Source organism: Thermodesulfobacteriota bacterium (genome assembly GCA_030583865.1).
Lineage (GTDB): Bacteria > Desulfobacterota > GWC2-55-46 > GWC2-55-46 > GWC2-55-46 > UBA5799.
Genome location: CP129479.1, coordinates 2,219,519 through 2,245,506 on the forward strand (window position 1 = coordinate 2,219,519; position 25,988 = coordinate 2,245,506).

Annotated in this window: 22 protein-coding genes and 1 pseudogene; 7 read left to right on the top strand and 16 right to left on the bottom strand. The window is 56.3% G+C overall.

Annotated features, from left to right (window positions below; genetic code table 11):
• The first annotated feature begins 28 nt into the window (after window positions 1-28).
• A complete protein-coding gene (locus QY316_10530) occupies window positions 29-946 on the top strand; it encodes an endonuclease NucS (GenBank protein WKZ32339.1) in 918 nt (305 codons plus the stop codon).
• 253 nt (window positions 947-1,199) lie between these two features.
• On the opposite strand, the gene QY316_10535 is transcribed toward QY316_10530, so the two are convergent.
• The 4 genes from QY316_10535 to ftsY all read right to left on the bottom strand — a co-directional run bounded on the left by QY316_10535 (window position 1,200) and on the right by ftsY (window position 3,551).
• Window positions 1,200-1,529, bottom strand: a complete 330-nt coding sequence (locus tag QY316_10535) for a PilZ domain-containing protein (protein WKZ32340.1) — start codon at window positions 1,527-1,529, stop codon at window positions 1,200-1,202.
• A 218-nt stretch (window positions 1,530-1,747) separates the two neighbouring features.
• Window positions 1,748-2,113 carry a PilZ domain-containing protein gene (locus QY316_10540; GenBank protein ID WKZ32341.1) on the bottom strand — a complete coding sequence of 122 codons (366 nt, stop codon included), beginning with the start codon at window positions 2,111-2,113 and terminating at the stop codon, window positions 1,748-1,750.
• Entirely contained in the window at window positions 2,100-2,633 is a 534-nt protein-coding gene (locus QY316_10545; protein WKZ32342.1) for a nitroreductase family protein, read from the bottom strand. The genes QY316_10540 and QY316_10545 overlap by 14 nt, the downstream gene beginning before the upstream one ends.
• 12 nt (window positions 2,634-2,645) lie before the next feature.
• Window positions 2,646-3,551, bottom strand: coding sequence for a signal recognition particle-docking protein FtsY (gene ftsY / locus QY316_10550; GenBank protein ID WKZ32343.1), 906 nt, complete (start codon window positions 3,549-3,551; stop codon window positions 2,646-2,648).
• A gap of 486 nt (window positions 3,552-4,037) precedes the next feature.
• Between ftsY and QY316_10555 the strand changes: the two genes are divergently transcribed.
• Genes QY316_10555 through rfaE2 form a run of 4 tightly spaced genes read left to right on the top strand, consistent with a single transcriptional unit; the run spans window position 4,038 to window position 7,002 of the window.
• The gene (locus QY316_10555; protein ID WKZ32344.1) at window positions 4,038-4,571 is read left to right on the top strand and encodes a PAS domain-containing protein; all 534 of its coding nucleotides are present in this window, start codon (window positions 4,038-4,040) and stop codon (window positions 4,569-4,571) included.
• Window positions 4,543-5,733, top strand: coding sequence for an ATP-binding protein (locus QY316_10560; protein ID WKZ32345.1), 1,191 nt, complete (start codon window positions 4,543-4,545; stop codon window positions 5,731-5,733). Before QY316_10555 ends, QY316_10560 begins: the two co-directional genes overlap by 29 nt.
• 46 nt (window positions 5,734-5,779) lie before the next feature.
• Window positions 5,780-6,481, top strand: a complete 702-nt coding sequence (locus tag QY316_10565; GenBank protein WKZ32346.1) for a ComF family protein — start codon at window positions 5,780-5,782, stop codon at window positions 6,479-6,481.
• Window positions 6,482-6,507: 26 nt separating this feature from the next.
• Window positions 6,508-7,002, top strand: a complete 495-nt coding sequence (rfaE2, locus tag QY316_10570) for a D-glycero-beta-D-manno-heptose 1-phosphate adenylyltransferase (protein ID WKZ32347.1) — start codon at window positions 6,508-6,510, stop codon at window positions 7,000-7,002.
• On the opposite strand, the gene QY316_10575 is transcribed toward rfaE2, so the two are convergent.
• The 4 genes from QY316_10575 to QY316_10590 form a co-directional block, all read right to left on the bottom strand.
• Window positions 6,993-7,424: a response regulator gene (locus QY316_10575; protein WKZ32348.1), complete on the bottom strand. Its 432-nt coding sequence runs from the start codon at window positions 7,422-7,424 to the stop codon at window positions 6,993-6,995. The genes rfaE2 and QY316_10575 overlap by 10 nt on opposite strands.
• Window positions 7,424-10,831, bottom strand: a complete 3,408-nt coding sequence (locus tag QY316_10580) for a PAS domain S-box protein (protein ID WKZ32349.1) — start codon at window positions 10,829-10,831, stop codon at window positions 7,424-7,426. The genes QY316_10575 and QY316_10580 overlap by 1 nt, the downstream gene beginning before the upstream one ends.
• A gap of 514 nt (window positions 10,832-11,345) precedes the next feature.
• Window positions 11,346-12,758 (bottom strand): type I glutamate--ammonia ligase, encoded by a 1,413-nt coding sequence (glnA, locus tag QY316_10585; protein WKZ32350.1) that lies wholly within the window; start codon window positions 12,756-12,758, stop codon window positions 11,346-11,348.
• Window positions 12,759-12,958: 200 nt separating this feature from the next.
• Window positions 12,959-13,297: a P-II family nitrogen regulator gene (locus QY316_10590; protein ID WKZ32351.1), complete on the bottom strand. Its 339-nt coding sequence runs from the start codon at window positions 13,295-13,297 to the stop codon at window positions 12,959-12,961.
• An 861-nt stretch (window positions 13,298-14,158) separates the two neighbouring features.
• Between QY316_10590 and QY316_10595 the strand changes: the two genes are divergently transcribed.
• Together QY316_10595 and QY316_10600 are read left to right on the top strand one after the other, a co-directional pair.
• Window positions 14,159-14,659: an NYN domain-containing protein gene (locus QY316_10595; GenBank protein WKZ32352.1), complete on the top strand. Its 501-nt coding sequence runs from the start codon at window positions 14,159-14,161 to the stop codon at window positions 14,657-14,659.
• Window positions 14,660-14,836: 177 nt separating this feature from the next.
• Window positions 14,837-15,865, top strand: a complete 1,029-nt coding sequence (locus tag QY316_10600) for an MBL fold metallo-hydrolase (GenBank protein ID WKZ32353.1) — start codon at window positions 14,837-14,839, stop codon at window positions 15,863-15,865.
• A 166-nt stretch (window positions 15,866-16,031) separates the two neighbouring features.
• On the opposite strand, the gene plsY is transcribed toward QY316_10600, so the two are convergent.
• The 8 genes and pseudogenes from plsY to QY316_10640 form a co-directional block, all read right to left on the bottom strand.
• Window positions 16,032-16,634 carry a glycerol-3-phosphate 1-O-acyltransferase PlsY gene (gene plsY / locus QY316_10605; protein ID WKZ32354.1) on the bottom strand — a complete coding sequence of 201 codons (603 nt, stop codon included), beginning with the start codon at window positions 16,632-16,634 and terminating at the stop codon, window positions 16,032-16,034.
• 126 nt (window positions 16,635-16,760) lie between these two features.
• Window positions 16,761-17,942, bottom strand: coding sequence for a PAS domain S-box protein (locus QY316_10610; GenBank protein ID WKZ32355.1), 1,182 nt, complete (start codon window positions 17,940-17,942; stop codon window positions 16,761-16,763).
• A 145-nt stretch (window positions 17,943-18,087) separates the two neighbouring features.
• Window positions 18,088-19,907: pseudogene (gene glmS, locus QY316_10615) on the bottom strand (glutamine--fructose-6-phosphate transaminase (isomerizing)).
• Window positions 19,907-21,301 (bottom strand): bifunctional UDP-N-acetylglucosamine diphosphorylase/glucosamine-1-phosphate N-acetyltransferase GlmU, encoded by a 1,395-nt coding sequence (gene glmU / locus QY316_10620; protein ID WKZ32356.1) that lies wholly within the window; start codon window positions 21,299-21,301, stop codon window positions 19,907-19,909. The pseudogene glmS and the gene glmU overlap by 1 nt, the downstream one beginning before the upstream one ends.
• A gap of 551 nt (window positions 21,302-21,852) precedes the next feature.
• Window positions 21,853-22,320, bottom strand: a complete 468-nt coding sequence (locus QY316_10625; GenBank protein WKZ32357.1) for a hypothetical protein — start codon at window positions 22,318-22,320, stop codon at window positions 21,853-21,855.
• A 4-nt stretch (window positions 22,321-22,324) separates the two neighbouring features.
• Window positions 22,325-22,684 (bottom strand): hypothetical protein, encoded by a 360-nt coding sequence (locus QY316_10630; protein ID WKZ32358.1) that lies wholly within the window; start codon window positions 22,682-22,684, stop codon window positions 22,325-22,327.
• 296 nt (window positions 22,685-22,980) lie between these two features.
• Window positions 22,981-23,229, bottom strand: a complete 249-nt coding sequence (locus QY316_10635) for a hypothetical protein (GenBank protein ID WKZ32359.1) — start codon at window positions 23,227-23,229, stop codon at window positions 22,981-22,983.
• 281 nt (window positions 23,230-23,510) lie between these two features.
• Complete coding sequence (locus QY316_10640; GenBank protein ID WKZ32360.1) at window positions 23,511-25,883, bottom strand: vitamin B12-dependent ribonucleotide reductase; 2,373 nt, start codon at window positions 25,881-25,883, stop codon at window positions 23,511-23,513.
• Between the last annotated feature and the right edge of the window lie 105 nt (window positions 25,884-25,988).

Here is a 25,988-nt window from a genome sequence, read left to right on the forward strand (position 1 = left end):
ATCAAAATCTTTTCAGAGGAGGACATTAATGCCTCGCTATTGGGTGATTGCTCCTGTCGAATCTAAGCCTTCGGAATTGTTCGATAAGGTCTGGCAGTTTGATCTTACCAACAAATTAATCTCAATTGGCTGGAAACAGCTTGGCGATGTATCAAAAATGAGTCGAGAGGAGCTTTTTAATGCAATCGCATCAACATATCCAGATAAGCCACAGGCAACGAAATCGCTTTATGCAAATATGATTTGGGCCTTCTATCATGAAATCAAGCCGGGCGACATAGTTATTGCTCGAAGAGGACGCAAGATCCTTGCAGCTATTGGAAAGGTGAGCCGATCAGCTTTTTATACTCCAGGAAAAAATCCTATTCACTACCATTCACACTTCATAGAAGTCGCCTGGCAGGATTTTCCGCGCGACAAGGTCTTCTCCACAGTTGTATTTCCAATGCACACACTCACCGAATTTTCTGAGGAACAATTTCATAATCTCTTAGAAGGATCGGGAATTCAATTTCAGCCGGACGTTTCTGCGGCGATTGAGGACCTCAATGCTTTTGTCCTTGAGAAATATCTCGAAGATTTCATTGTAAGTAACTTCGACACGATTTTCAAAGGTGAACTGAAGATATACGAGGATGAAGAGGGCAATGATGGTCAGCAATACGCAACGGAAATCGGTCCAATAGATATTTTAGCGGTTGACCCCACATCAAAGGCGTTCGTAGTCATCGAGTTGAAAAAAGGTCGTCCATCTGATTCCGTTATTGGTCAGGTCCTGCGTTATATGGGTTGGGTCAAGCAGAACCTTTGCGCAGCAAACCAAGCCGTAAAGGGACTCATCATCTGCCGCGATCCCGATCCCAAATTGTCTTATGCATTGGAAATGACGAAAAACGTGTTGGTTCGGTATTATAGTGTTTCTTTCAAACTTAGAGAAGTCTCGTAGCGTACGCTCCACGCACCAAATCTCATTTTAAAATTTTGTATCCGGAATCAGTCTCGTAGGGTGGGCACCGCCCACCAAATCGTATTGAAATCGGCACCTCCACCGTGGACAAGTAACCTTCGAATCGCGAAGCGTAACCCAACACAAGGGGTCTGTGTGACTTTTTCCTGTTGGGTCTGCTTCGCGACCCTAACCTACAAGAAATCTCAAAATGAATGGTGCGCACATCTCACCCTGCGAGCTGAGAGGCCTTTCAGTGCCGCGCCTTCCTATTATGGTAGTGCTTTGTGAGCCCCTCGTCCACGCGCGAGAACTCGACCCCCATCCCGCATTTGGCGATGTGCACCATGCCATGCGGGACCTTCTTTGCCCAGGCCACCACGCCCTCGGCCATGTAGTCAACATCGTCTATGGTAATCTTGAGATATAGCTTCGTCCCGACGCCGAAAACCTGGCTGGCCTTTATGCAGATGCCTGTCTCCGACAGGTCAGTGATGAACGCGAACTGCTCTGGCGGATCGGTCAACCCGTAACGGACGCTTGCGCGCATTTTTAACCTGGGGCTTTTTCTTTTGTCGACCATCGCTTTCTTTTTTTCTGCGAATTCTTACGGCTTATGCGCCTTATACTTGAGGGAGGCCGGACCGTAGTCTCGTAGGGTGCGCTCAACGCGCCAAATCTCACTTAAATATTTTGCATCCGGAATCAAAGCAAACGGTGCCTGAGCGCACCGTACCACTTATCCAAAAAAAGGCGGACAGTTTTTCCTGTCCGCCTTTTACGATTTCGCAATTAATTTCCCTACTGCCTCTTGAGCCACTCCTCTACCGCGTTCTTGCCCGCCTCGTCGAGGTCCAGGAACTGTATGCCCATGCCCGGCTCCTTTTTCACAAGCGAGTCGTACTCCCTCGACCAGGCGACCACGCACCTGCATTTTATGTCGAGGTCGCCGAGCTTGAAGGAAATCTCGAACTCCTCGCCGGCTTTTTTCGGGTTTACGGAGGCTATGAACATGCCGCCCCTGCCGACCGTCTTGGCGTAGCCGAAAAAGACCCCGGCCTTGTCCTCGCCCCTGACCTTGAGGACAAGCAACTGCTTTCGGAGGTTCTTCCTCCTGTCAGACCTCAGGACAACGTAATCGTCTTCCGGGTTCTTACCATTTCCCATTATGGATTATCTCCGAGACGGGTTTTCTGGTCTTGGCCTCTCTTTTGAGCTCGTCCTTAGGGTACCCTATGGCTATGACGGCGACCACCTCTATCTTTTCGGGTATTCCGAGCCTTTTCTTTACCGCTTCGGCGTCTATGGCTGCCACCCAGCAGGTGCCGAGCCCTTCGGCGGTCGCGGCCCCTATCATCTCAGTCACGGCGATGGTCACGTCCACCCATGAATAATTGATGTTGTCGGTCTTCCTTATCCAGGCCTGGGCGGGGTCCGCGCACGCGACTATCAATACCGGGGCGCGCTTGAAGCCCTCCTTCGTAAAGAGGTCATTTATCCGCCCCCTCCCCTCCTCGTCGGAAAGGACGACGAAGTGCCACGGCTGCCTGTTCGCCGCGCTCTGGGCCCTGCAGAGGGATATGATCAGCCTCTCAAGCTTTTCGGGCTCAACGGGCCTGTCCGCGAAATCCCGTATGCTCTTTCTCCTCTCGTAGAGGTCGTAAAAGTCCCTGAGCTTTTCGTCCACGCTGCCCCTCCGCTATATAAGCGCCTCTGCGAACTCCCTGGCGTCGAATTCCTTCAAGTCCTCGACCGTTTCTCCCACTCCCACGAACCTTACGGGGATGCCGAGCTCCCTGGCTATGGCGATGATGATGCCGCCCTTTGCCGTGCCGTCGAGCTTTGTAAGCGCTATGCCGGTTACGCCCACGGCCTCGTTGAAGAGCCTGGCCTGGTTGAGGGCGTTCTGCCCGGTTGAGGCGTCGAGCACGAGGAGGTTTTCATGCGGCGCGCCGGGGAGCTCCCTTGCAGCCACACGCGTTACCTTCTTAAGCTCCTCCATGAGGTTTACTTTCGTATGGAGCCTTCCGGCGGTGTCGAGAAGCACCACGTCCGCCCTTCTGGCTGCCGCGGCCTTCATGGCGTCGAAGACGACCGCCCCAGGGTCCCCGCCCTGGGCCTGCCTTATCACGGGGCAGCCTGTGCGCTTGCCCCAGCCTTCGAGCTGCTCGATCGCGGCCGCCCTGAAGGTGTCGCCTGCCGCGAGGACCACCGACCTGCCCTCGGAGGAAAGCCTGGACGCGAGCTTCCCTATGGTCGTGGTCTTCCCCACCCCGTTCACCCCGAGGACCATTATCACGAACGGGCTTGTGGTTATCTCAAGCGGCTTCTCCACCTTTTTGAGTATTTCATATACCGAGTCCCTCAGGTGTTTCCTGAGCTTCTCCTCGTCCTTGCCGACAAGGACTTCTCTCATTTTATCGACGATCTCGGTCGAGGCTGTAACGCCCACGTCCGAGAGGATGAGCGATTCCTCGAGAGATTCGAGGATGTCCTCCCTTGATTTACCGGTAAAGGCGGCCTCGACCCCGCCCATTATCGCGTTATGGGTCCGGGCGAGCCCGGCCTTAAGGCCCTCGAAGCCGGCCTTCAGCTTTTTAAACATCCTGTCTTCTTTCCCTTTCGATTCGTTCATGTTCTTTTAGCACAAAAAACTTATTATTTGAAGTTTTTTAAGCCCGCGCCACTGAAACGCCTCTCACATGATTATAACCCAAGCGGTTTCCGCTTGATTTGGGCTCCCGCGAAATGTTAGATTCCATAAACAGGCAGTTACCTCACCTCGGAAACTCACCAGGCCACATTCCCAGGGCTTCACCTCGACAGAGCATCCCAGTCTGGCCCCAAAAGGGCACGTATGTCAGTACGCAAACTCACAATCATTTCCGCTTCTGGCCTTGCGCTCTCGGCTATTCCGCTTCTTTTATATTCGGCATGGCTGGGCGGCTTTACGTTCTTCCTGTTTGTATTTGCGGCCATCTCCCTGTCAGGAGCTTTGGCCGCGTGGTGGGCGATGCGGAGTCTAAGCAGGCCGCTTTTACTGGCCTCTTCCGGTCGGTTGAATGCCTGTCCGAAAGGGATTCCGCGAGAGATGAAGGTAATAGCCGGGCGCATTGTCGAGGGCACAGCGGCCCGGGAGGCGATAACGAAAGAGGTGCTGGACTCGCTCCCCGACCCTGTGATCGAGACCGATAGCGCGGGCCGTATCGTCTTCGTCAACAAGGCCGCTCTCCTCGCGTCCGGCTCTGATGCAGAGGCGTTCGGAAAACAGTGCACGGAGTTCCTGACGGCGGCAGCCCGCTCTCTTTCTCGGCATGAGACTTTCGAGGCGCCTCTTTTGATAGAGGACGGGAGCACGCGTTTTTTCGAGTTCAAATCAGCAAGGCACGGGAACGGCTCGATATTCATAGGCAGGGACTCGGATGAGAGGAAGCGCATCCTGGATGAGCTTACCACGGCCCGGACGCAGGAGGTCGAGGCCTCGACAAAGCTCAAAAAAACCATAAGCGACCTCGAGGAGTTCGCCCTTCTCGCGATACGGAGGGAGCTTAAGATGCAGGAGCTCAGGGAGCGCTTCGTAAGTCTCAAGGAGGAGCATGAGATTACTAAAGACTTCCCGGGCTGATGCGGAAGGCGCGCGCACAGTTGAGCCGGCCTGGCCCGGAGTGATAGCATCGAGCCCGCTCCCGGCCGCTCTCCTCTTTCCTGACCGCTCCATTGCCGAGCCAAGCGAGGGGCTTATGCTGCTTACGGGCTTCACCTGGAGCGAGCTTGCCGGCATGCCCCTTTGCAAGCTCCTTGAGGAGGGTGAGCCCCGGACAGATGCCGGGCATTCCGGACGGCTCCTGACGAAAAGCCGGGGGAAGGTCCCTGTGGCGGCGTATCTGTCGGAAGCGCCCGGACCAACGCTCGCAGCCTTCCACCCTCTCGAAAACGAAATGACGCTCGCAAGTGAGCTTAAGGCCGCAAAGGAGAGGCTCACGGCGCGAGAGAGATATATAGAGGACTTCAGGACCGGGGTCTTCAGGATGATAACCGACCTTGACAGGAGCGAGAGCGAGCTCAAGGGGGCGCTTGAGAGGCTCGGCGAGACACGGATGCAGCTTGTGCAGTCGAGCAAGCTGACCGCGCTTGGCGAGCTCGCAGCCGGGCTCGCCCACGAGGTCAGCCAGCCGCTAACAGTGATAAAGGGCCTTTCCCTGGGCATGCTCCGCTCGCTTCCGGAGGGCTCTCCGTATCTTGAAAAACTGAGCCTCGTAGCCGAGGCCTCGAAGAAGATGGAATCCATAGTCAAGCACCTCCGGGCGTTCACGAGGTCAGAGCCTCCTGTAATGAAGACAGTGGACCTGAACTCGGTCGTGAGGGACGCCTTCCTGATACTCCGCGAGACGCTGAAATCTCATTCGATAGGAACGGCCATCGAGCTAAGGGAAGTGCCTGCCATATCAGGCGACCCGAACAGGCTCGAACAGGTCATAATAAACCTGGTCGCGAACGCCAAGGACGCCATGCCCGGGGGAGGGTCGCTCAGGGTCTCGACCGGAACAGTGGAAATAACGGGCAGGAGATACGCAAGGCTCGTTGTCGAAGACACGGGCGAGGGCATTCCCAGCGAACTTGTCGAAAAGGTATTCGACCCTTTTGTAACGACCAAAGAGGCCGGAAAAGGGACGGGCCTGGGCCTCTCCATAACGAGCGGTATAATAAAGGAGCACCGGGGCGAGATAACGGTCGATAGCGAGCGCGGCAGGGGGACGGCCATCACCATCACCATCCCGTCCGGCTGAGAAGGTATTGAACTCGCCTTCCTGAAATGATAGAAATCGCAGAAGCGTGCTGAAGGCCTTACTGGACATATTGCTCCCCCGCCTCTGCCTCCTCTGCGCATCCGACGCAGAGGACGATGGCCTTTGCCCCGGGTGCGCCGACCTCTTCATGGAAAAAAAGATTGGCCCGCCCGTGTGCAGCGTATGCGGGGAGCCCTTTCCGGACTCGGCGGGGCCTGACCGCGAGTGCGGCGCGTGCATCTCGAAGGCCCCGCCCTTCATCTCGGCCCGGAGCGCCTATCTGTATGAAGGGGCCGTGCAGGACGCGGTGCACAGGCTCAAGTACGCGGGAGAGGTGGGGCTTGCAAAACCGCTGGGAAGGCTCCTTTCCCGGCTCCCGATGCAGTACATCCCGCATAAGGTCGTGCCGGTCCCTCTCCATCCGGGGAGGCTCAGGGAGCGCGGCTTCAACCAGTCGCTCCTGCTTGCAGGGGCGCTCTGCAAAGGGCTCGGGCTCCCTCTTGCCAGGGCCGGGCTCGAAAGGACGAGGGACACGGAAAAGCAGACCGGCCTCGGGGCCGACGAGAGAAAAAAGAACGTCGCGGGAGCCTTCAGGGTGAGAGGGCCCGGCTCATTCAAGGGGATGCGTGTGCTCCTCGTAGACGACGTATACACTACGGGCGCTACCATAAGGGAGTGCGCCAGGGCGCTAAAAAAGGACGGGGCCGAGGTCATGGTCCTGACCCTTGCGAGGGCAAAAAGGGTATGATAACCTCTTCAGGAAAAGGGGTACGCATGGGAAAATTGATAGCCCGGTCGATGCTCGCAAAAGAGCTTGCCGGAGCGCGAAGAAAAAAGAAAAAGATCGTCTTCACGAACGGCTGCTTCGACATCATCCACGCCGGACACGTAAGGTACCTTAAAAAAGCAAGGTCCCTGGGAGACGTGCTCGTCGTGGGCCTGAATAGCGACTCATCGGTGCGTTCGATAAAAGGCGACAAGCGGCCCATAGTCCCGTGCAGGGAGCGCGCCGAGGTGCTCTCCGCGCTCGGGTGCGTCGACTATGTGGTCGTATTCAACGAAGACACCCCCTTGAGGCTCATCGAGGCCGTGAGGCCGGACGTCCTCGCCAAGGGCGCGGACTGGGCCGCGAAAGACATAGTCGGCGGGGACGCGGTCAGGAAGGGCGGCGGAAGGGTCGCCAGGATAAATCTCGTCAAGGGCAAATCCACCACCAACATAATAAGAAGGGTGCTCGAGCTCCATAAGGGGCGCAGCCGTCAGGCATAGGGCCGCCTGTTGAAGCATACCCAGTACTCGCAGGCTGCCCTTATCATCCTCGTGTACTCGTCATAGTCGAGCGGCTTCACGAGGAAGCTGTTCGCCCCGAGCCTGTAGGCCGTCTCCATGTCGCTTTTAAGCTCGGATATGGTCAGCATCACGACGGGGACCATCGAAGTAAGCCTCTCGGCGCGTATCTTCTGAAGCGCCTCGAAGCCGCTCATGCCGGGAAGCCGTATGTCCATGAGCACGAGCTCCGGCCTCCTTGCCGGGTCCCTTCCGGCGTATTTCCCTGTCCCGGAGAGCCATTCCAGCGCCTCTTCGCCATTTCTCGCAATCACCAGCTCCGCCTGTACCGGACAGCCCGAGAAGGCGCCCCTTGTCAGCGTTATCGATTCGGGGCTGTCCTCGATCAAGAGTATCGTCGCCATCAGCCTTCTCCCTTCTGGAGGGTGAAATAGAAGGCGGCCCCCCTGCCCGGCTCGCCCTCGGCCCAGACCCTGCCGCCGTGCCTCTGGATTATCCTCTGCACCGTAGCGAGTCCTATTCCGGTGCCCGGGAACTCATCGGATGGATGGAGCCTCTGGAAGGGATGGAAGAGCCTGTCCGCGTGCTTCATGTCAAAGCCCGCCCCGTTGTCCCTGACATGGAGTATCATCCTGCCGTCCTCATGGCCCGTGACTCCCAGCTCTATCCTTGGTGCCGGGGTCTTCGATGTGAACTTCCACGCGTTCCCCAGAAGGTTCTCAAGAACGAGCTTCAGGAGCTTCTCGTCGCCCCTGGCCTTGAGGCCTTCTTCTATGTGGAATGACGCGATCCTCTCGGGCTCGGCCTTCACGAGGTTGCCCGCTATGGACCTGGCAAGGCCGCTCAGGTCCACGCCCTCGTAGGCTATCTCCGCCCTCATAACGTACGAAAGGTTAAGGAGGTCGTCGATGAGCTCCCCCATGCGCTTGACGGCCTCCCGTATCCTCATTATCTGGTCCTGGGCGTCCTTGTCGAGCTTCTCCTTCTGCTTCTTCACGAGGAGCATGCTGAAGCCGTCCACGAGCCTCAAGGGCGAGCGGAGGTCGTGCGCGACCGAATATGTGAAAGTCTCTATCTCCCTGTTGGCCGCCGAGAGGCCCTCCATCGCCGTCTTGAGCTCCGCCGTCCTCTCCTCCACCCGCTTCTCGAGCTCGATGTTTAATTTCCTGACCTCCTCCTCGGCCCTCTTTCTTTCGGTTATATCGAGGATTATGCCCGTCATGCGGGTCGGCCTGCCTTCCTTGTCGAGAATGCACTCCGCCTCGGAATGTACTATCCTCTCCTCGCCGCCGGGCCTCAGTATCCTGTAATCTATGGAGTAGGGCCTGGCCTCGTTAAGGAGCCCCCTCATGGCCTCCTTAACCCTTTCAAGGTCGTCCGGGTGGACGGCGCTTGTGAAGTCCATCAGGTTCTCAAGCTCACCTTTTCCCCTGCCGGATATGCGGTAGACCTCGTCCGAGATATACAGCATGTCGGTTGTGACGTCGTGCTCGAAATTTCCGAGGTGGGCGATACGCTGCGCCTCTCGGAGGCTCGCCTCGCTCCGCCGGAGCGCATCCTCCGCGCGCTTGAGGGATGTTATGTCGGTCACGACCCCGCACATGGCGTACTTTTTGCCGTCCTTGTCCCTGAGCGTGAACTTTGTAGTAAGGGCGTAATGCAGCCCGTCCGGGAGCGGGACCTCGTCTTCGAACTGTATGGGCTCGTCCGCCTCCATCGCCCTCAGGTCGTCTTCATGCAGTTCTTTCGCTACTTCAGGCGGGAATATGTCGAATACGCTCTTTCCGTAGGCCTCTTCCGGCTCAAGCTCAAGGCTGGAAAGGAAAATCCTGTTCACGAACAAGAACTTTCCATCCATGTCCTGTATAAAGACAGGGTTCCCCATGCCTTCGAGTATTGCCCTGAGCCTTTTCTCGCTTTCCCTCAAGGCGTCCTCGGCAAGCCTCTTTTCGCTTGTGTCGATTAACCCGGTGATTGAGCCCCTGTACTCGCCGCCTTTCATCAAAGGCGCCGCCGCGACAGTCACATAGAGCGCCCCTCCGTCTTTTTTCAGATACTCCGAATCGAAGTTCTGGGTTATGCCCTGTCTCCTGCGTTCGAGCCTTTCCCTGGCCCTTTCAGACTCAGCCCTGTCCATGAACTCGAAGAGCGGCCTTCCCATCATATCCTGCACCGTGTATCCGAGCATCTCCGCCATCCTCGGGTTCACGTAGACGATGTTGTCATTTTCATCCAACGCAATTATCCCTTCCTGCAAGTTCTCTACGAGCGTCCTGTATCTCAGCTCGCTCTCTTCGAGCGCCCTTTCGACCCGCCTGTGCTCGGTTATATCCTGCACTGTCCCGGACATCCTGGCCGGGTTCCCGCTTTCGTCTTTCACTACCTCGGCCTCCTCATGTACTATCCTTTCCGTCCCGTCCGCGCGTATGATCCTGTGCTCATGGGAATAGTGCCCACCATTTTGGAGCGCCTCGCTGACTTTCCTTTCCAGCGTCTCCCTGTCATCCGGGTGCGCAAAGGACAGGAAACCCTTGTAATCCGGGGCCGGGGCCGAGGTTTCCAGGCCGAATATCCTGTAAGTCTCCTCAGACCAGGTCGCTGCATCGTTAACAATGTCCCACTCCCAGCCCCCCAGCCGCGCTATCCTCTGGGCGTTCGCGAGGGTCTCGCGCTCTTTCCTAAGCTCGCTTGTCCTCGTCTCTATGCTCGCGGCCATCGCGTTGAAAGCCCCTGTGAGGGCGCCCATCTCATCCCTGCTACGGACAGGCACCCGAACTCCGTAGTCCCCGGAAGCGACCGCAGTTGCCCCGGCCATGAGCCTTCGGACCTGGGCGATGACTGCCATTAAAAAATAGAGCACAAGCGCCCCGATAAAAAGCAACACGACTATTATCAGGACGATTATGTTCTGCTGAAAGCCGCGGACAGGCTCAAAGACATCAAACGTGTTCACCTCGGTGACGAAGGTCCACCCGAGGGAGGGCAGGCACATTGAGGCGCCAGCAACCTCGACGCCCCTGTAATCTCGATAAATTTCCGCTATCTCCCTGCCCTCCTCAAGACAGGCCCTGACCGGCGGCGTATCAACCCGTTGCTTGAGGACCGCATCAGGCGTAAACACGGATTCCGTAATCATGAGCTTGTCCCTGTTCACTATATATATCTCCATTGTTTCCCAGGGAGGGGGGCTCCATGAGAGCGCGCCGAGCCCCTTTATGAATTCGCCTGTGAAGAGCTCACCGAACCTCTCAAGGTCCATGAAGCCGGTTATTACCCCCAGGAGCCTGCCGCCGTTGCGCCTGCTGTAGATGGGGGCCGAGAATGCCAGTTCGGGCATGTCGTCAGGGCCTATTACCTCCACCACGGAAAGACCCTTGCTGCCCTGCAGAAAAAACTCTTCATGTGAAAAATCCATTCCTTCGAAGCCAGGGAGAGTGGAGGCCAACACTATTCCATCAGGGGCCGTAAGCACGCTTAAGCGGTACATTTGCCTCAAAACAGGCAGCTTGTGACGGCTTATGTAATCCGAAAGCTCCCGCCCGCCCGCCTCCCTGCCCTTGATGTCCTCAAGGGCGTTCACTATGGTGCCGTCAGTGGAGAAGTCCTGTATCCTGTTCCTGCTCATCTCGATATACATGAGCACATAGGCCTGTCGCTCGTCGGCTATACGTTTAAGTGTGCTGAAAAATTCTTTTCGGAGCTCGTTCCTCTCCTGGATGAATAGCGCGCTTATTGCCATGAATATTGGGACGAGGATGAGGAGAAAGGCTATAAGCACCTTTTGTATAAGGGTCAGGCCGGTTTTGGACATTTTTCTCCCTCTCGGGGGATGGAGCGGAAAAGGCTCTGATTCGAGTCTACTTTAAGGAAGGGTGTTGTCAACGGGGAGGGCGGGCGGCTTTTGCTATATGATTTTGCAGCGCCTTTCCGCTAATCGCAGGCAGCCTGCTAAGTTCAAAAAAAAACTCAAGACGCAAATGAGCCTAAAAATGTGGGATGAAAACCGGAAGAGATGAAAAAAGGAGCTGCGCCGGGTCAATGGGGAGGGTTTTAGGGCAGTTATCAAAGAGAGAGCCCCGCGCAGAACTGCGCGGGGCTCTCTTATTTCAAGCTATGGTCGGCTGAAAGTCCAGCCGGACACAACACGGTCGTCATTGCGAGGGACTTTAGTCCCGAAGCAATCTCAGGTATTTCTGATAAGCCCTATTGAGATTGCCACGGCGCTAAAGCGCCTCGCAATGACAGACACCGCCCCACAATCTTTAAATCTTCGCCCGGAAGCCGTAGGATTTTACGCTCCAGTCGCGAGACGGTCAGGGATTTCCTTAGCAGTCATAGTAAAGCGCAAACTCAAACGGCACCGGCCTTAGCCTGATGGGATCAAGCTCGGCCTTTTTCTTGTACTCTATCCAGGTGTCGACCACGTCCTGCGTGAAGACGTCGCCCTTAAGGAGGAACTCGTGGTCTTTCTTGAGCGCGTCAAGGGCATCTTCGAGGGAGCCGCAGGCAGAGGGCACCTTTGAGAGCTCCTCGGGCGAGAGGCCGTAGATGTCCTTATCGAGCGGCTCGCCGGGATGTATCTTGTTCTGTATGCCGTCGAGCCCGGCCATCAACATGGCCGCGAAGGCGAGGTAGCCGTTGCAGGACGGGTCCGGGAACCTCACCTCTATCCTCTTGGACTTGGGAGATGGCGAATACATGGGGATCCTGATGGCTGCGGAGCGGTTCCTTGAGGAGTAGGCCAGGTTAATGGGCGCCTCGTAGCCGGGAACGAGCCTCCTGTAGGAGTTGGTGCCCGGGTTGCAGAAGGCGTTCAATGCCCTCGCGTGCTTCAGGATGCCGCCTATGTAATAGAGGGCCATCTCGCTCATGCCGCCGTACTCGCTTCCGGCGAAGAGGGGCTTGCCGCCCTTCCAGATGGACTGGTGCACGTGCATGCCGCTCCCGTTGTCCCCGAATATGGGCTTGGGCATGAAGGTGACGGTCTTCCCCCACCTCTTGGCCACGTTCTTGACGATATACTTGAACCACATGAGCTTATCGCCCATCCGAAGGAGGCTGTCGAACCTCATGTCTATCTCCGCCTGTCCGGCTGTGGCGACCTCGTGGTGCTGCCTCTCCACCCTTATGCCGACCTGCTCCATCGCGAGGCACATCTCGGAGCGGATGTCCTCCTGGCTGTCTGTCGGCGGGACCGGGAAGTAGCCCTCCTTGTGCCTGGGCTTGTAGCCGAGGTTCGGGCATTCCTCCCTGCCGGTATTCCATATGCCCTCGACCGAGTCGATGTGGTAGAAGCCCTGGTTCGCGCTCTGGCTGTACCTGATGTCGTCGAATATGAAGAACTCGGGCTCGGGGCCGAAATACGCGACGTCGCCTATGCCCGTGGATTTCAGATAGGCCTCGGCCTTTGTGGCGATGTTCCTCGGGTCCCTCGAGTAGGGCTCCTTGGTTATGGGGTCGACTATGTTGCATATGATGCTCAGGGAGGGTGTCTCGTGGAACGGGTCCATTATGGCGGTCGTGGGGTCGGGCATCACCAGCATGTCGGATGCGTGTATGGGCTGCCAGCCCCTGATGCTCGAGCCGTCGAAGCCGAGCCCCTCCTCGAATATATCCTCGGAGAGCTCGCTAACGGGCACTGAGAAGTGCTGCCATATGCCCACGAAATCGAGGAACTTGAAATCCACCATCTTCGCGTTCTTTTCCTGTGAAAACTTAAGTACGTCCTTCGGCGTCATTACAGTAACCCTCCTTTTAACAGGCTGCCGAAAAAGCCCAATCTGCTGTGTCGTCTTCAAAGTTGGACACTCCGGCGTACGATAAAAGTACGCCTCATTCCTCACTTTTCGACTCCTTGCATCTTTAGCTTTTTGAGCAGCCTGAATGTGATTTTGAGTTTTTCAGCAACCTGTTAATAATCCGTGTCGCAAAACGCGGCTCAGATCGCCTCTTCCCCGCGCTCTCCGGTCCTTATCCTCACGACCTCGTCGACGGAGGTGACGAAGACCTTGCCGTCCCCTATGCGCCCGGTACGGGCCGCGTTCACGATGGTCTCGACCACCTTGGCGACCATCTCCTCCCTTACGACTATCTCCATCTTTATCTTGGGGAGGAAATCGACGACGTATTCGGTCCCGCGGTAGAGCTCAGTATGCCCCTTCTGGCGGCCGAAGCCCTTCACCTCTGAGACGGTGATGCCCTTTATCCCTATCTCGTTAAGGGCCTCCTTCACCTCGTCGAGCTTGAAAGGCTTTATGATGGCCTCGATCTTCTTCATCGACCGCACCTCCGGGGATTGGATTCCCAAGAAACTAACACACGAAAGCCGCCTTGTAAAGCCGCTTCGGGCCTTTTGGCCGGGCCAGGCAGCCACTTTCTGCATTACTCTGCATTACATTGTTTAGCAATATCCATGCCGCCATATTACTAATAAAAACCGGCTATTTTCATGCTCCGGAAATGCCCGGAAGGTCAAAAAAGATGCAAGGGCGGGAGGTGCTGCACACTTTTTAAGCAGATACGGATATCTATGTTGTATAAAGCCGTTCGAAACTCATTCCAGTAAGGCCATTATCGCGCTGCCGCGCTCTTTTCGAGGGTAAGGGCTCGCTTGTTAGCCGCCCACCCACCCCTTGAACACACAAAAACGAGCAGAGACCCCGAGTTTTGTCGGGGTCGAGCGAGCGGATGTAAATCCGGAAATCTTCCTCTTGCGTTGGAGATTCCCGGCGGAATGCCGGGAATCTCCAACGGGCCCCTGAAGTCGCTCCTCTGCTGCTTTCTCGGCCCGTTCACGTTCTTCCTCCCTTATGCAGCGCTCGCCTTACCCTCCGGTGTTTGATAAAGACAAAAAAATGCAAGAGTAGCGCGATTGCGTTTTTGTTTCTATCTTTCAAAACAACCCCGGGCATAAGGCGGAGCGAACATATGGATGGGGGAAAGCCGAGCGAGCGACATAAGGGCCGAGCCCGGAGGGAGGAGGCGGAAAGGGCGCGAGCCTTATGCCCGAAAAGAGCGCGGCAGCGCGCAAAAGGCCTTTTGGGATGAGTTATAAATAGAACTCAAATATTTGCTTTCATAAACATGCATACGCCCGCGTGCCTTCAAATCCGCACCCTATCCGGTGTATAATATCAAAATGGCCCTGAACCTTATCATAGACGGGTATAACCTCATAGGTTCCAGAAGGGGCGGCCTCGGCGACATAGAAGAAGAGAGGCGGTGCCTCCTCGAAACCCTTGTAATCTATAAGAGGCTCAAGAAGGCCAGGATAACCGTCGTATTCGACGGCCCGGCAATGACATATCCGGGCTCGCATCCCGCAGGGCTCGAGGTCGTCTTCTCAGCCGGAAGGCAGGCTGACGCGGTTATAAGGGATATGGTCGCCCGGAAGGGCTCCGGCGCTACCGTAATCACATCCGACAGGGAAATAGCCGGGTTCGCGAAGGCGCGGGGCGCGGTGGTCCTGGGCTCGGATGAGTTCAGCGCATTTCTTGACGATGCGCTTTACGAAGATATGAAAGGGGTAGCCGCTGAAGAGGAGGACGCGTCCGGCCCGGCCAGGAAAGGCCCTTCACGGAGGCTCCCGAAAGACGAGAGGAAGAAACAGGGCAGAATAAGGAAGCTACGCGGAAAATGAACAACTCCGCTGCAAGCAGCGGGGTATCTTTTAGACTTCCCCTCCCCGAATTTAATCAGGCAGGAGGGGACAAGAGGGGAGGGTGAAATTTTCTTCACCCCCTCCCAGCCTCCCCTATCAAGGGGGAGGAGTCAAGGCAAACACCCGCAAGGAGCGGGTTTCAGACCCTAAGAGAGAATGAAGGCAGCCGCGATCATAACAACCACGGCCATTATGCTTCTGGCCTTATCCCCCTTCATCCAGTGCATTGCCGCGGAGGAACTGTCCTTGAGTAAAGCGCCCGTTGACAAGGACGGCAGGTTCTACAACCCCTGGGCAGGAGAGGCCGGGGGCTCGTTCCTCGATCTCCTCAGATGGAAGCTCTCCAGGAACCCTTATGCCGAGGAAAAGAAGAGGCCGGTCTCTTTTCCGGTTGCGCGGCCCGACTTCGACCATCTCAACACATTGAACGGCGACTGGTTCGTCTGGCTCGGCCACTCTACCGTGCTCATGAGGGCCGGAGGCTCGACCATCATCACCGACCCCGTTTTCTGGGACGTGAACTTCCTCGTAAAGAGGAAGACCCCGTTCCCCGTAGACCCTGCGGAACTGCCGAAGATAGGCATCGTACTCATATCACACGGCCACTACGACCACCTTGACACCAAATCGATAGAGTTCCTTCGGGACAGGGACGACCCGCTATTCATAACCGGCCCCGGCTACGCGGACTATTTCGAATCGCTCGGCATTAAAAAGCATGCCTCCTTGAACTGGTCAGAGGTCTATGCCGCGGATGGGCTCGTGATAACCTCGCTTCCGGTGCAGCACTGGTCCAAGAGGACGCCCTTTGACGGGAACAGGAAGCTTTGGTGCAGCTTCCTTGTCGAACACTCGGATAAAAAATACCTCTGGATAGGTGATTCCGGCTATTTTTCGGGGTTTGGCGAAATAGGAAGGAAACACGGCCCCATGGACGTGGTCTTCGCTCCCATAGGGGCCTATGAGCCGAGATGGTTCATGAAGAAGAACCACATGAACCCGGAAGAGGCGCTAAAGGCCGCGGCAGACCTCCGTGCCCGCGTCTTCGTTCCCATACACTGGGGGACCTTCGACATTACAGACGAGCCGCTCTGGCTTCCCATCGAGCGGCTGAAGGAGGTCTATAATAACGGCTCGGAGCCGGTCCTCAGGATACTCGGCCACGGCGAGCACCTCATACCCTGACCTGAAGTGGCTTCAGAATGCTGAAAAAACTCAAAATCACATGCAGGCTGCTCAAAAAGTCCAAGATGCAAGGAGTCGAAAAATGAGGAATGAGGCGTACTTTTTAGTACGCCGCAATGACGAATTTTGAAGACGACACAGCAGATTGGGCTTTTTCAGCAGCCTGTCAGCCCTTCTTCCCGCCTATCCTGTTCTCCGTCCCCGAGGCGAGCCTTTTGATGTTGTCCTTGTGCTTGAGTATTATGAGGACGGCTATGGAGAGGCCGAGGGGCGCGTATTCCCTTACATCCTCCAGCATATAAAGAAAGGCCGGCATTGAGGCAGCCGAGAGCATCGAGGCGAGCGAGACATACCTCTTAAGGGCTGCGGCAATTACGAATACTGCGGCGCTCAAAAGAGTTGCCAAAGGGCTTATTACCGCGAGCACGCCACAGGCCGTTGCGACCCCCTTCCCTCCCCTGAAGCCGAGGAAGACGGGGAGGAGGTGGCCGATGAAGGCAGCAAGGCCGACCAGGCTTATGAGAAGGGGCCCGCCGCCGAGCCAGAAAGCGGCAAGCACCGGGAGCGCGCCCTTCAGGATGTCGCCGATGAGCGTAAGCGCGCCCGCGAGCTTCCCGGAAGTGCGGCTAACGTTTGTTGCGCCGATATTGCCGCTTCCGGCCTTTCTCGGGTCGACCCCGCCGAAGGCCCTGGTGACAAGCACCCCTGTCGGTATTGAGCCGAGTAGATAGGCGAGAGGCACGAGCGCGTAAAATATATTATTATCCAAACCAGGCGTCCTTCCGAGAGCATCCCGGAAGAGTAAACGTCAATCCCTTCCGGCCCAAGGCCCGGGATTATACCATCCTGCCGCCATCAGGCAAAGGATAGAATAGCGGAAGGGCAGGTCAGGAATTCAGCCCGGCCCGCTGGCGCCGTCCCGGGGCACGTCCTCAAGCTCCCTCACCCGGTCGCGGAGCATCCTCACTTCCTCCCTCAGCTCCTCCATCCTCAACTCCCTCCCTACCATCAGCCGGTTCATCCGTTCCAGGTCTTCGATATTCCGCCTCAGCTCCTCTTCGAGGAGCTTCCGGGCTGTTATGTCCCTGATTATGCCGACGGCGTTCCATTTACCGTCCAGGTTGAACGCGGCAAGCGATACCTCTACAGGGAACTCCGAGCCGTCGCGCCGCATGGATTCGACCTCGACGGTCCTGCCCAGCATGTCGCCTTTGCCTGACCTGAAGAAATCGTTAAGGCGCTTCCGCGCCTTTTCCCTGTAACGCAGAGGCACGATGAGCTCGTGCATCTCGCTTCCCACCGCCTCCGAGGCCGGATAGCCGAACATCTCCTCGGCCTTCCGGTTCCAGATGTAAACCCTGTCCCTGGGGCCGAGACAGACGATCGCGTCGCTCGCTGTCTCCAGCACGGCCCTGAACCTCTCCTCGCTCCCCCGGAGCGCAAGCTCCGCCGCCTTCCTTTCCAGGACCTCGGCGCTCAGCGCCGAGGTCCTCTCCCTCACCATGTCCTCGAGCCTCTCGTTAAGGAGCTTAAGCTCCTCCTGGGCCCTGCATAACTCCTTATTCTGCAATACCGCGTTCTCGTAGGTGGAAAGGAGGAACCTCACGGTCTGGGCCCTTCCGGCGTTCACGGAGAAATGCATGCCGCCGTACTCGAGCTCCATCCTCTTTTCATCTCGGTTATTCTGCACCAGGGGCCCGTTTGAAAGGAGCGACGCTATCCTTGAGAGCACGAATTCCGGATTGAAGGGCCTGGTTATATACCCGTCCGCCCCGCAGTCCAGGCCCTTCAATATGTCCTCGAGGTCCGAAAGCTCCGTGGCGAGCACTACAGGGACGCCGCTTAGCGACGGGTCTGCCTTGAGCTCCCTGCATACGCTCAAACCGTCCATATCGGGCAAGAACATCTCGCTAAGCACAAGGGACGGCCTCTTCTTTCGCGCGCCTTCAATGGCCTCTCTCCCGTTCCGGGCGACAAGCGTGTCATATCCGTTCTTGCCGAGCATGGACTTCAGGGAAAGCGCCTGCGGGGCGCTGCCCTCCACTATTAAAATCGTCTTTTTGCCGGTTCTCTTCATTGTGCGGAAATTCCCCGAATAGCCGGGCTGGACGCTCGGGATGAACGCTTTAAGGTTGATTGCGATGGATGGAATATCGAGATGAGGGATTCGGCCCTTGGGCCGCAATGGACAACCCGGGCAGGACGCCCGGGATTGATAGATTCTACTCTACAGTGACGCTTTTTGCAAGGTTCCTCGGCTGGTCCACGTCAGTGCCCTTGAGTACGGCTATGTGATAGGCCAGGAGCTGAAGGGGCACGGCCATCAGGACCGGCGTAAGATAGGCCGATGCCGCTGGTATTGAGACGATGTCGTCCGCCTTTGTCCCGGCTTCGGTATCGCCCTCGGTGACGACCGCGATTATCCGGCCCCCGCGCGCCTTCACCTCCTCGATATTGCCGAGCATCTTCGGGTAGCTCGCGTCCCTCGGGGCAAGGGCCACCACCGGCATGTCCTCGTCTATGAGGGCGATGGGGCCGTGCTTCATCTCACCGGCGGCGTAGCCCTCGGCGTGTATGTACGATATCTCCTTGAGCTTAAGCGCGCCTTCGAGAGCTATGGGGTAGTTAAGCCCCCTGCCGAGATAGATGAAATCCCTGTAGTGGAAATATTTTTTCGCGAGCGACTCTATTCCCGACGCGCCGTCGAGCACCCTCTCGACCTTCTTTGGGAGCCTTACCAGCTCCTGTATGAGGGCCACCCCCTCTTCCTGCCCGATCCTACCGGATTTCCTGCCCATGTAGAGGGCTATGAGGTAAAGGGCCACGAGCTGGGTTGTGAAGGCCTTTGTCGATGCAACGCCTATCTCGGGGCCCGCGTGCGTCATGAACGACCAGTCGGTCTCGCGCGTAAGGCTCGACTCCATGACGTTGCATATGGAAATCGTCCTTCCGCCGCACCTCCTTACCTCTTTGATCGCGGCGAGAGTGTCTGCGGTCTCGCCCGACTGCGAGATGGATATGACGAGGCAGTCCTCGTCGATGAGCGCGTTCCTGTAGCGGAACTCGCTCGCGAGGTCCACTTCAACCGGGACCCTGAAGAAGTCCTCGATGAGCGATCTCCCACGAGCCCGGCGTGCCAGGAGGTGCCGCAGGCGACTATGTATACGCGCTTTACCTTGTCGAGCGGTATGTCGAAGCCGTTAAGGTAGACGTCCCCGCTTTCTTCGAGTATCAAGCTCCTGAAGGTGTCGGTGAGGGCCCTCGGCTGCTCGAATATCTCCTTGAGCATGAAATGCCTGTAGCCGCCCTTTTCGGCCATGACCGGCGACCAGTTTATGACGCTCGGCTCTCTCGTGACCTTCTTCCCGTCGAAGGTCGTTATCTCGGCACCGTCGTCCGTGATGGTGACTATCTCGCCGTCCTTGAGGAATATGGCCTCCCGCGTTATGTCCAGTATGGCCGGTATGTCGGATGAGAGGATGGACTCGCGCTCGCCTATGCCGAGGATGAGGGGGCACTCCATGCGCGCGCCCACGACCTTTCCCGGCTCGCTCTCGCATATCGCGGCCAGGGCATATGTGCCCTTAACGAGCCGCACGGCGGCCCGTACCGCCCCGGCGAGGTCGAGCCCTTTTTTCATCTCGCGGCATATGAGGTGGCTGAGTATCTCGGTATCGGTTTCGGACTTGAAGCTCGCGCCCTCTTTAAGGAGCTCTTCCTTGAGGGTAAGGTAGTTCTCGATTATCCCGTTATGGACGACCGCAACGCCGCCCTCTATATGGGGGTGCGCGTTCTGCTCGGACGGCCTGCCGTGGGTCGCCCAGCGCGTGTGGCCTATGCCGACGTTCCCGACGAGGGGCCTCTTCACGAGCTCTGCGGCGAGCTTCTCAAGCTTGCCGACGCTTCTACGTAGCTCGATCTTGCCTTCCTTGAAGACCGCAAGGCCCGAGGAGTCGTAGCCCCTGTATTCGAGGCGCTTCAACCCCCCCATGAGTATCCCGACCGAGTCCTTCGGCCCGACATATCCTACGATGCCGCACATCAGCCCTTACCCCCGGACTTCTTTTTCCTCTCGGCCCAGCCCTCGATGACCTTCTCTGGCGCCCTCGTCACCACGAGCGCGCCCGGAGGCACGTCTTTGGTTACCGTCGTCCCGGAGCCCACATAAGCGCCCTTGCCGACGGTTACGGGCGCGACGAGCTGGGAATCGCTCCCTATGAATGCGCCGTCCTCGATGACGGTCCGGTGTTTATTCACGCCGTCGTAGTTGCAGGTTATGGAGCCAGCGCCGATGTTAACGCCTTCGCCGACGGTCGTGTCGCCTATGTAGCTCAAGTGGTTTGCCTTGCTCCCCTTGCCGATGGCGCTCTTCTTTATCTCCACAAAATTTCCCACCCGGGCCTGGTCGCCTATGGAACTTCCGGGCCGCAGGCGCGCAAAGGGGCCTATGCATACGCCCTTTCCTATCTTCGAGTCCTCGATTACGGACGAGCTTTTTACGACTGTCCCGTCCCCGATTTCAGCCGACTCTATCACGCAGTTGTCTTCGATTAAGCAGCCGGAGCCTATGGAGCTTTTCCCCGTAATTCGCGTTCCGGGGTATATGACCGTATCAGATCCGGCTGCAACGCCGTAATCCACATATGTGGCCGCAGGGTCGACTACCGTCACCCCGGAGAGCATGAGTGTTTCGAGTATCCTGGAGCGCATGTTGGCCTCTGCCCTCGCAAGCTCTATTCTGTTATTTATTCCCATGACCTCGACCGGGTCAGGCGCTATAAGCGCCTCTACGCGCCCGCCCTGGGTAACGGCAAGCTGAACGAGGTCAGGCAGATAATACTCGCCCTGTGCGTTATTCTTCCCGATCTTTCTTATGTTCTTTGAAAGAAAGCCGCTTTCCGCGAGATAGATGCCGCAATTAACCTCTTTTATGGCCTTCTGGAGCGGGCTTGCGTCCTTGTCCTCGACTATCCGCGTGATATGGCCGTGCTCGTCGCGGACGATGCGCCCGTACCCGGCAGGGTTATCGACGACTGTCGTTACAAGCGAAAGGACGGCCTTTTTCCTGCCCTTCCCGTGGAGGCTTGCGAGCCCCGAAAGGGTCTCTTTTTTGATGAGCGGCACGTCCCCGGAAAGGATGAGCACGTCGCCCTCAAAGCCCTTGAGTTCCTTTAAGGCGCACATTACCGCGTGCCCGGTGCCGAGCTGCTCCGTCTGATGGACGAACGCGGCCTTCTCGCCATCAAAGGCCTTCCGTATCCCGTCCGCGCCGTGGCCCACGACCACGAGCACCCTTCCGGCCTTCAATTCCTTAAGGAGTTGAAGGGGATAAAAAAGCATAGGCCTGCCGGCTATGCCGTGCAGGACCTTGGGTGTCCTGGATTTCATCCTCGTGCCTTTGCCCGCGGCGAGCACGATTGCCGCTAAATTCCTCATAGGTTCAAAGATATATGAACCGCTCTGGTTCGTCAAGGAGTTTGATAGTGGTTGAAATATAAAGATATTTTATTTGTATAGTCAACGGTCGGGAAGGGTCCGGAAACTGGCAGGACAGGACGGCTTAGTGTTTATTTGAGGGTATTTACAATCTCCCCTCCCTTGATGGGAGGGGATGAGAGGGGAGGGTGAAAGGAACTTTACAAATTGAGGAGGTAGGGTGTGCTCCGCGCACCAGAGTTTTTCCTCTGTCATTCTGAGGGAACGCAAGCTCCCGAAAGAATCTCATAGAGCAAGGCCTGTAGCAAAAGGCCCTTTAACGCGCTGCCGCGCTCTTTTTGGGCATAAGGCTCCGCTCTCTTTCCGCCTCCATCCTCCGGGCTCGGCCCTTAAGTCGCTCGGCCTTGGGCCTCGCTCCTACAGCCCCGCCTCGCCCGCCCCTCCCCCAACCCTATGTTCGCTCCGCCTTATGCCCCTGGGTTGTTTTTAAGACAAAACTATGAGGATGTGGCGCGCACGGCGCGCCCTGCCGGGCTGCCGGGCTAGCCATCTCAGGCCAAAAAATCTCCCTCAATATTTAAGCACTCTGCTTCTACTAATCGAGACAGAATCTCACGACATGCATGTTCTAAATCTAAGAATTTATCCTGTCCCAAAAATGTACACTCATGAACAAGTATATGTCTGTATTCGATAGCATACAAAAAGTTTTCCCAAATTTTATCTCCGAAAAAAAATTTAGGCTCTGGCAATCCTTTTGCTCTTAGATACAATTCAATCAAACAAATAGGATTTTTATATTTATATTCATTGTATATTTTAGATAGTTCTTCCTTCGCTTCTGCTTTTTGGTGCATAGCAAGCGCGCGAGCAAAGCCTTCCACGGCAGAAACATAAATCACAAGGACATCAGGGCCATACCCAAGTTCAATTCTTTGACGAATTATATGCAATCGCTGCTTAATACTTGCCTCAATATAAAATTTTCTTAAATCACCTATATGCTGCCTGTAATCCATTTATTTACTTACCCCTATAGATTGACAATATTTCTCCTGATGATTTTTCAACAAAAATTCCTAAATCGCCCCCTAAAATTATATTGGTATCTCCTATGTTATGAAAAAAATAAATTAAATAATAAGATTTATTTTTTAATTTTTTTTGCCTTTCTAAAACATATTCAGATTCTGAATCTTTTGGCAACAGATTATTCCAAGGAGTTGTATATTCATAAATCTCAACTTCCATGACATTTATATCACAACCAAGCTCGTTTGCTTTTATTTGAGCTATATTCAAAGCTTTTTCGTGTGGTATTTCCATTTCTGCATATGAATTAAGTGGAACTAGAATTATTAAAAGTATCAGAAACCTAAGCATACTCATTTTACTCACAATTAGCTTCATCGGACACCAAGTTGTTGTTTTGCCAGTCGCAATAGGGTGCGCTCCGCCTCATAATGATTGTTTCTCCAAATCCATCTAATCTTATTCCCCTCAAAACAAGAAAGGCGCCTTCCGCGCCTCTCTTTAAGGCAACCTCTAAAAATTAGAGATTTTTCCCGAAATCAAGGAAGGCCGGGAATAAAAAGCGGAGCATATATGAATCATATGTGAGCATTTTTATTCCCGGCCTGACACAGAGTCCGAGGAAAAGATCAATTTTTTGAGGTTGCCTATAGCTTTATCTTGTTCTCTGCCAGATACCTGGCCCCGGGCAGTCGTTCCGGCGCGCCGGACTCGTCCCCGTCCGTAAGCGCCCTTTCGCTTCTCATTAAAAGGGCCGTGCCCGAGCAGAACGGGCATTTCACGGCCCTCCCGTGTTCCATCTCAAGGAAGCTCTTGGTAAAGAGCCAGCCGCAGTCGCGGCACTCGAAATCCATCTCTATGTCCATTGCTTCCCCTTTCGTCTCCAGCTGCATCATTTGCTTTTGCCCCCTCCCCCTTGATGGGGGAGGCTGGGAGGGGGTGAAGAGATTTCACCCTCCCCTCTCATCCCCTCCCATCAAGGGAGGGGACGTTTAAAGATACCCGGTTGCTTGCGGCGGGGCAGTCTATTCAGGGTGCCTCTAAAAAATAGATATTTTTTCCGAGGTCGAGGCAGCGCGAAAATAAAGAGCGGAGCATATATAAGAATATGTGAGCATTTTTATTTTCGCGCTAACGAAGAGATCGGGAAAAAGAGCATTTTTTAGAGGCGCCCGGCTTAGCCGCACTCGCTATACCCGCACCCCCTGCACACCAGGCACCCGTCCGAATGCTCGACCGCGCTCCCGCAATCGGGGCATGCGCCGCGCTTAAATACCTCGGGGCCCATCGTGAACTGCTTGGGGAGCGTCGAGAGCGCGTCCCTGTCCGCGGTTATGCACCCGGTCTGCCTCTTGTAGCCGAGATACCAGTCCATTGCCTGGGCCATCGCGTCGGCGCATGACATGACCCTTCCCGCGCCGAAGCCCACGGGCAGGTGGCAGCTTATGCCGCGCATCTGCTTCACTATCTCGTGGGGCTCCACACCGCTACGGAGCGCAAGCGATGTCATCCTGCCCATAGCCTCGCACTGGGATGCAACGCACCCGCCGGCCTTGCCTATCTGCGTGAATATCTCGAAGGGCCTGCCTTCCTCGTCCTCGTTTATCGTGATGTAGAGGTTGCCGCAGCCGGTCTTAATCTTGCGGGTTATGCCGAAGGCCACCTCGCCCCTGGGCTTGGGCCTTGCGGCGTGCTCCATCGCAGGGGCCTGCTCTGCCCTTGCTTCTGCCGCTACTTCCGCCTTTGCCTGCTTTTCGCTCCCCTTGGTGAGGACCTGCACGTCCCTTGAGCCGTCCCTGTAGACGGTGATGCCCTTGCAGCCGAGCTTGTAGGCCAGGAGATACGCGGAGGCCACGTCATCTTCGGTAGCCTCGTTCGGGAAGTTCACGGTCTTGGAGACGGCGTTGTCGGTATATTTCTGGAACGCGGCCTGCATCTTTATGTGCCACTCCGGCGAGATGTCGTGCGCGGTAGTAAAGACCCGCTTCGCCTCGTCCGGGATGCCCTCGACGTCGTGGAGGGTGCCTTTGTTCGCGACCTCTTTCATGATCTCGGGGCTATCGAAGCCCATCTCCTTGGCGTACTCCTCGAATAGGGGGTTCACCTCAAGGAGCTCGGTCCCTTCCATGACGTTTCTGGTGAAGGCGAGCGCGAAGAGCGGCTCTATGCCCGACGAGCAGCCCGCTATTATGGAAATGGTGCCGGTCGGCGCTATGGTAGTAACGGTAGCGTTCCTCGGGGGCTTGCCTTTGCCGTCGTATATGGAGCCCTTGAAGTTGGGGAAGGTCCCTCTTTCCGTTGCCAGGTCCCTGGACGCCTGCCTGCCCTTCTTCTGTATGAAGGACATTATCTCCTCGGCGAGCGAGATGGCCTCTTCGGAGTTGTACGGGATGCCCAAGCGGATGAGGAGGTCGGCAAAGCCCATTACGCCGAGGCCTATCTTCCTGTTGGATTTGGTGACCTTCTCTATCTGCTCAATCGGGTACTTGTTCATCTCTATGACGTTGTCGAGGAAGTGTACGGACTTCTTTACCGTCTCCTCGAGCCGGGCCCAGTCGAACTCGCACCCCTCTTCGCCCTTTACGACCATGCGGCTCAAATTTATGGAGCCCAGGTTGCAGGACTCGTAAGGGAGAAGAGGCTGCTCGCCGCACGGGTTGGTGGACTCTATCTGGCCCACGTGCGGGGTGGGGTTGTCGGCGTTCATGCTGTCTATGTATATGATGCCGGGGTCGCCGTTCTTCCAGGCCATCTTGACTATCTTGTCGAAGACCTCGCGTGCCCTGAGCGCTCCCACGGGCTTCCCGTCCCTCGGGTTCTTGAGGTCGAATTCCCCGTCCTCCTCGACCGCCTTCATGAATTCCTCGGTGAGGCTAACGGAGATGTTGAAGTTATTGAGCTTGGAGTTGTCCTCCTTGCAGGTTATGAAGTTCATGATGTCCGGGTGGTCTACCCGGAGTATGCCCATGTTAGCGCCCCTTCTCGTGCCGCCCTGCTTTATGGCCTCGGTCGCGCTGTCGAATACGGTCATGAAGGATATGGGGCCTGAGGAGATCCCGGAGGTAGAGCCGACGGAATCCCCGGAGGGGCGGAGCCGCGAGAACGAAAACCCGGTGCCGCCGCCGGACTTGTGTATGAGCGCCGTATGCTTAACTGCCTCGAAGATGGACTCCATCGAGTCCTCGACCGGGAGGACGAAGCAGGCCGATAGCTGCTGGAGTTCCCTGCCCGCGTTCATGAGCGTCGGGGAGTTGGGCAGGAACTCGAGCGAGGCCATCATCCCGTAGAACTCGTCCGCCACGGCCTCGACGTTTGCGTTGGGGTCGAAGAACCTTTCGGCCTCGGCTATGTTCGAGCTCACGCGCCAGAACATTTCCTCGATCGTCTCTACGGGGTTGCCGAGCACGTCCCTCTTCAAATACCTCTTCTCAAGGACCCTGCGCCCGTTCTCGTTCACCTCTATCCGGGGCTTTGCATGGGCGCCACCCCGTTTCGATGCCTTAGCGGCCGTCTCGGCGGTCAATAAGCGGCTGTAAATGTCACTGTCCATTCCCATTCAATACCCCCCTAATACATTTTTAAACGTCGCATTTTTGAATAACGGATTTTTTTGAGGTGCTTTTATAGAAACCGGAGGCCAGAATCCCGCCCGGAA

Bases quoted from the DNA above. Each gene is read 5' to 3' on its own strand.
- QY316_10595 (WKZ32352.1), top strand. From the start codon at position 14,159: ATGGCCCTGAACCTTATCATAGACGGGTATAACCTCATAGGTTCCAGA.
- rfaE2 (WKZ32347.1), top strand. From the start codon at position 6,508: ATGGGAAAATTGATAGCCCGGTCGATGCTCGCAAAAGAGCTTGCCGGA.
- glmU (WKZ32356.1), bottom strand. From the start codon at position 21,301: ATGAGGAATTTAGCGGCAATCGTGCTCGCCGCGGGCAAAGGCACGAGG.
- QY316_10640 (WKZ32360.1), bottom strand. From the start codon at position 25,883: ATGGACAGTGACATTTACAGCCGCTTATTGACCGCCGAGACGGCCGCT.
- QY316_10555 (WKZ32344.1), top strand. From the start codon at position 4,038: ATGAAGGTAATAGCCGGGCGCATTGTCGAGGGCACAGCGGCCCGGGAG.
- QY316_10625 (WKZ32357.1), bottom strand. From the start codon at position 22,320: ATGGATTACAGGCAGCATATAGGTGATTTAAGAAAATTTTATATTGAG.
- QY316_10560 (WKZ32345.1), top strand. From the start codon at position 4,543: ATGAGATTACTAAAGACTTCCCGGGCTGATGCGGAAGGCGCGCGCACA.
- QY316_10540 (WKZ32341.1), bottom strand. From the start codon at position 2,113: ATGGGAAATGGTAAGAACCCGGAAGACGATTACGTTGTCCTGAGGTCT.
- QY316_10575 (WKZ32348.1), bottom strand. From the start codon at position 7,424: ATGGCGACGATACTCTTGATCGAGGACAGCCCCGAATCGATAACGCTG.
- QY316_10630 (WKZ32358.1), bottom strand. From the start codon at position 22,684: ATGCTTAGGTTTCTGATACTTTTAATAATTCTAGTTCCACTTAATTCA.
- QY316_10580 (WKZ32349.1), bottom strand. From the start codon at position 10,831: ATGTCCAAAACCGGCCTGACCCTTATACAAAAGGTGCTTATAGCCTTT.
- QY316_10590 (WKZ32351.1), bottom strand. From the start codon at position 13,297: ATGAAGAAGATCGAGGCCATCATAAAGCCTTTCAAGCTCGACGAGGTG.
- QY316_10610 (WKZ32355.1), bottom strand. From the start codon at position 17,942: ATGAAGAGAACCGGCAAAAAGACGATTTTAATAGTGGAGGGCAGCGCC.
- QY316_10535 (WKZ32340.1), bottom strand. From the start codon at position 1,529: ATGGTCGACAAAAGAAAAAGCCCCAGGTTAAAAATGCGCGCAAGCGTC.
- QY316_10530 (WKZ32339.1), top strand. From the start codon at position 29: ATGCCTCGCTATTGGGTGATTGCTCCTGTCGAATCTAAGCCTTCGGAA.
- ftsY (WKZ32343.1), bottom strand. From the start codon at position 3,551: ATGTTTAAAAAGCTGAAGGCCGGCTTCGAGGGCCTTAAGGCCGGGCTC.
- glnA (WKZ32350.1), bottom strand. From the start codon at position 12,758: ATGACGCCGAAGGACGTACTTAAGTTTTCACAGGAAAAGAACGCGAAG.
- QY316_10635 (WKZ32359.1), bottom strand. From the start codon at position 23,229: ATGATGCAGCTGGAGACGAAAGGGGAAGCAATGGACATAGAGATGGAT.
- QY316_10600 (WKZ32353.1), top strand. From the start codon at position 14,837: ATGAAGGCAGCCGCGATCATAACAACCACGGCCATTATGCTTCTGGCC.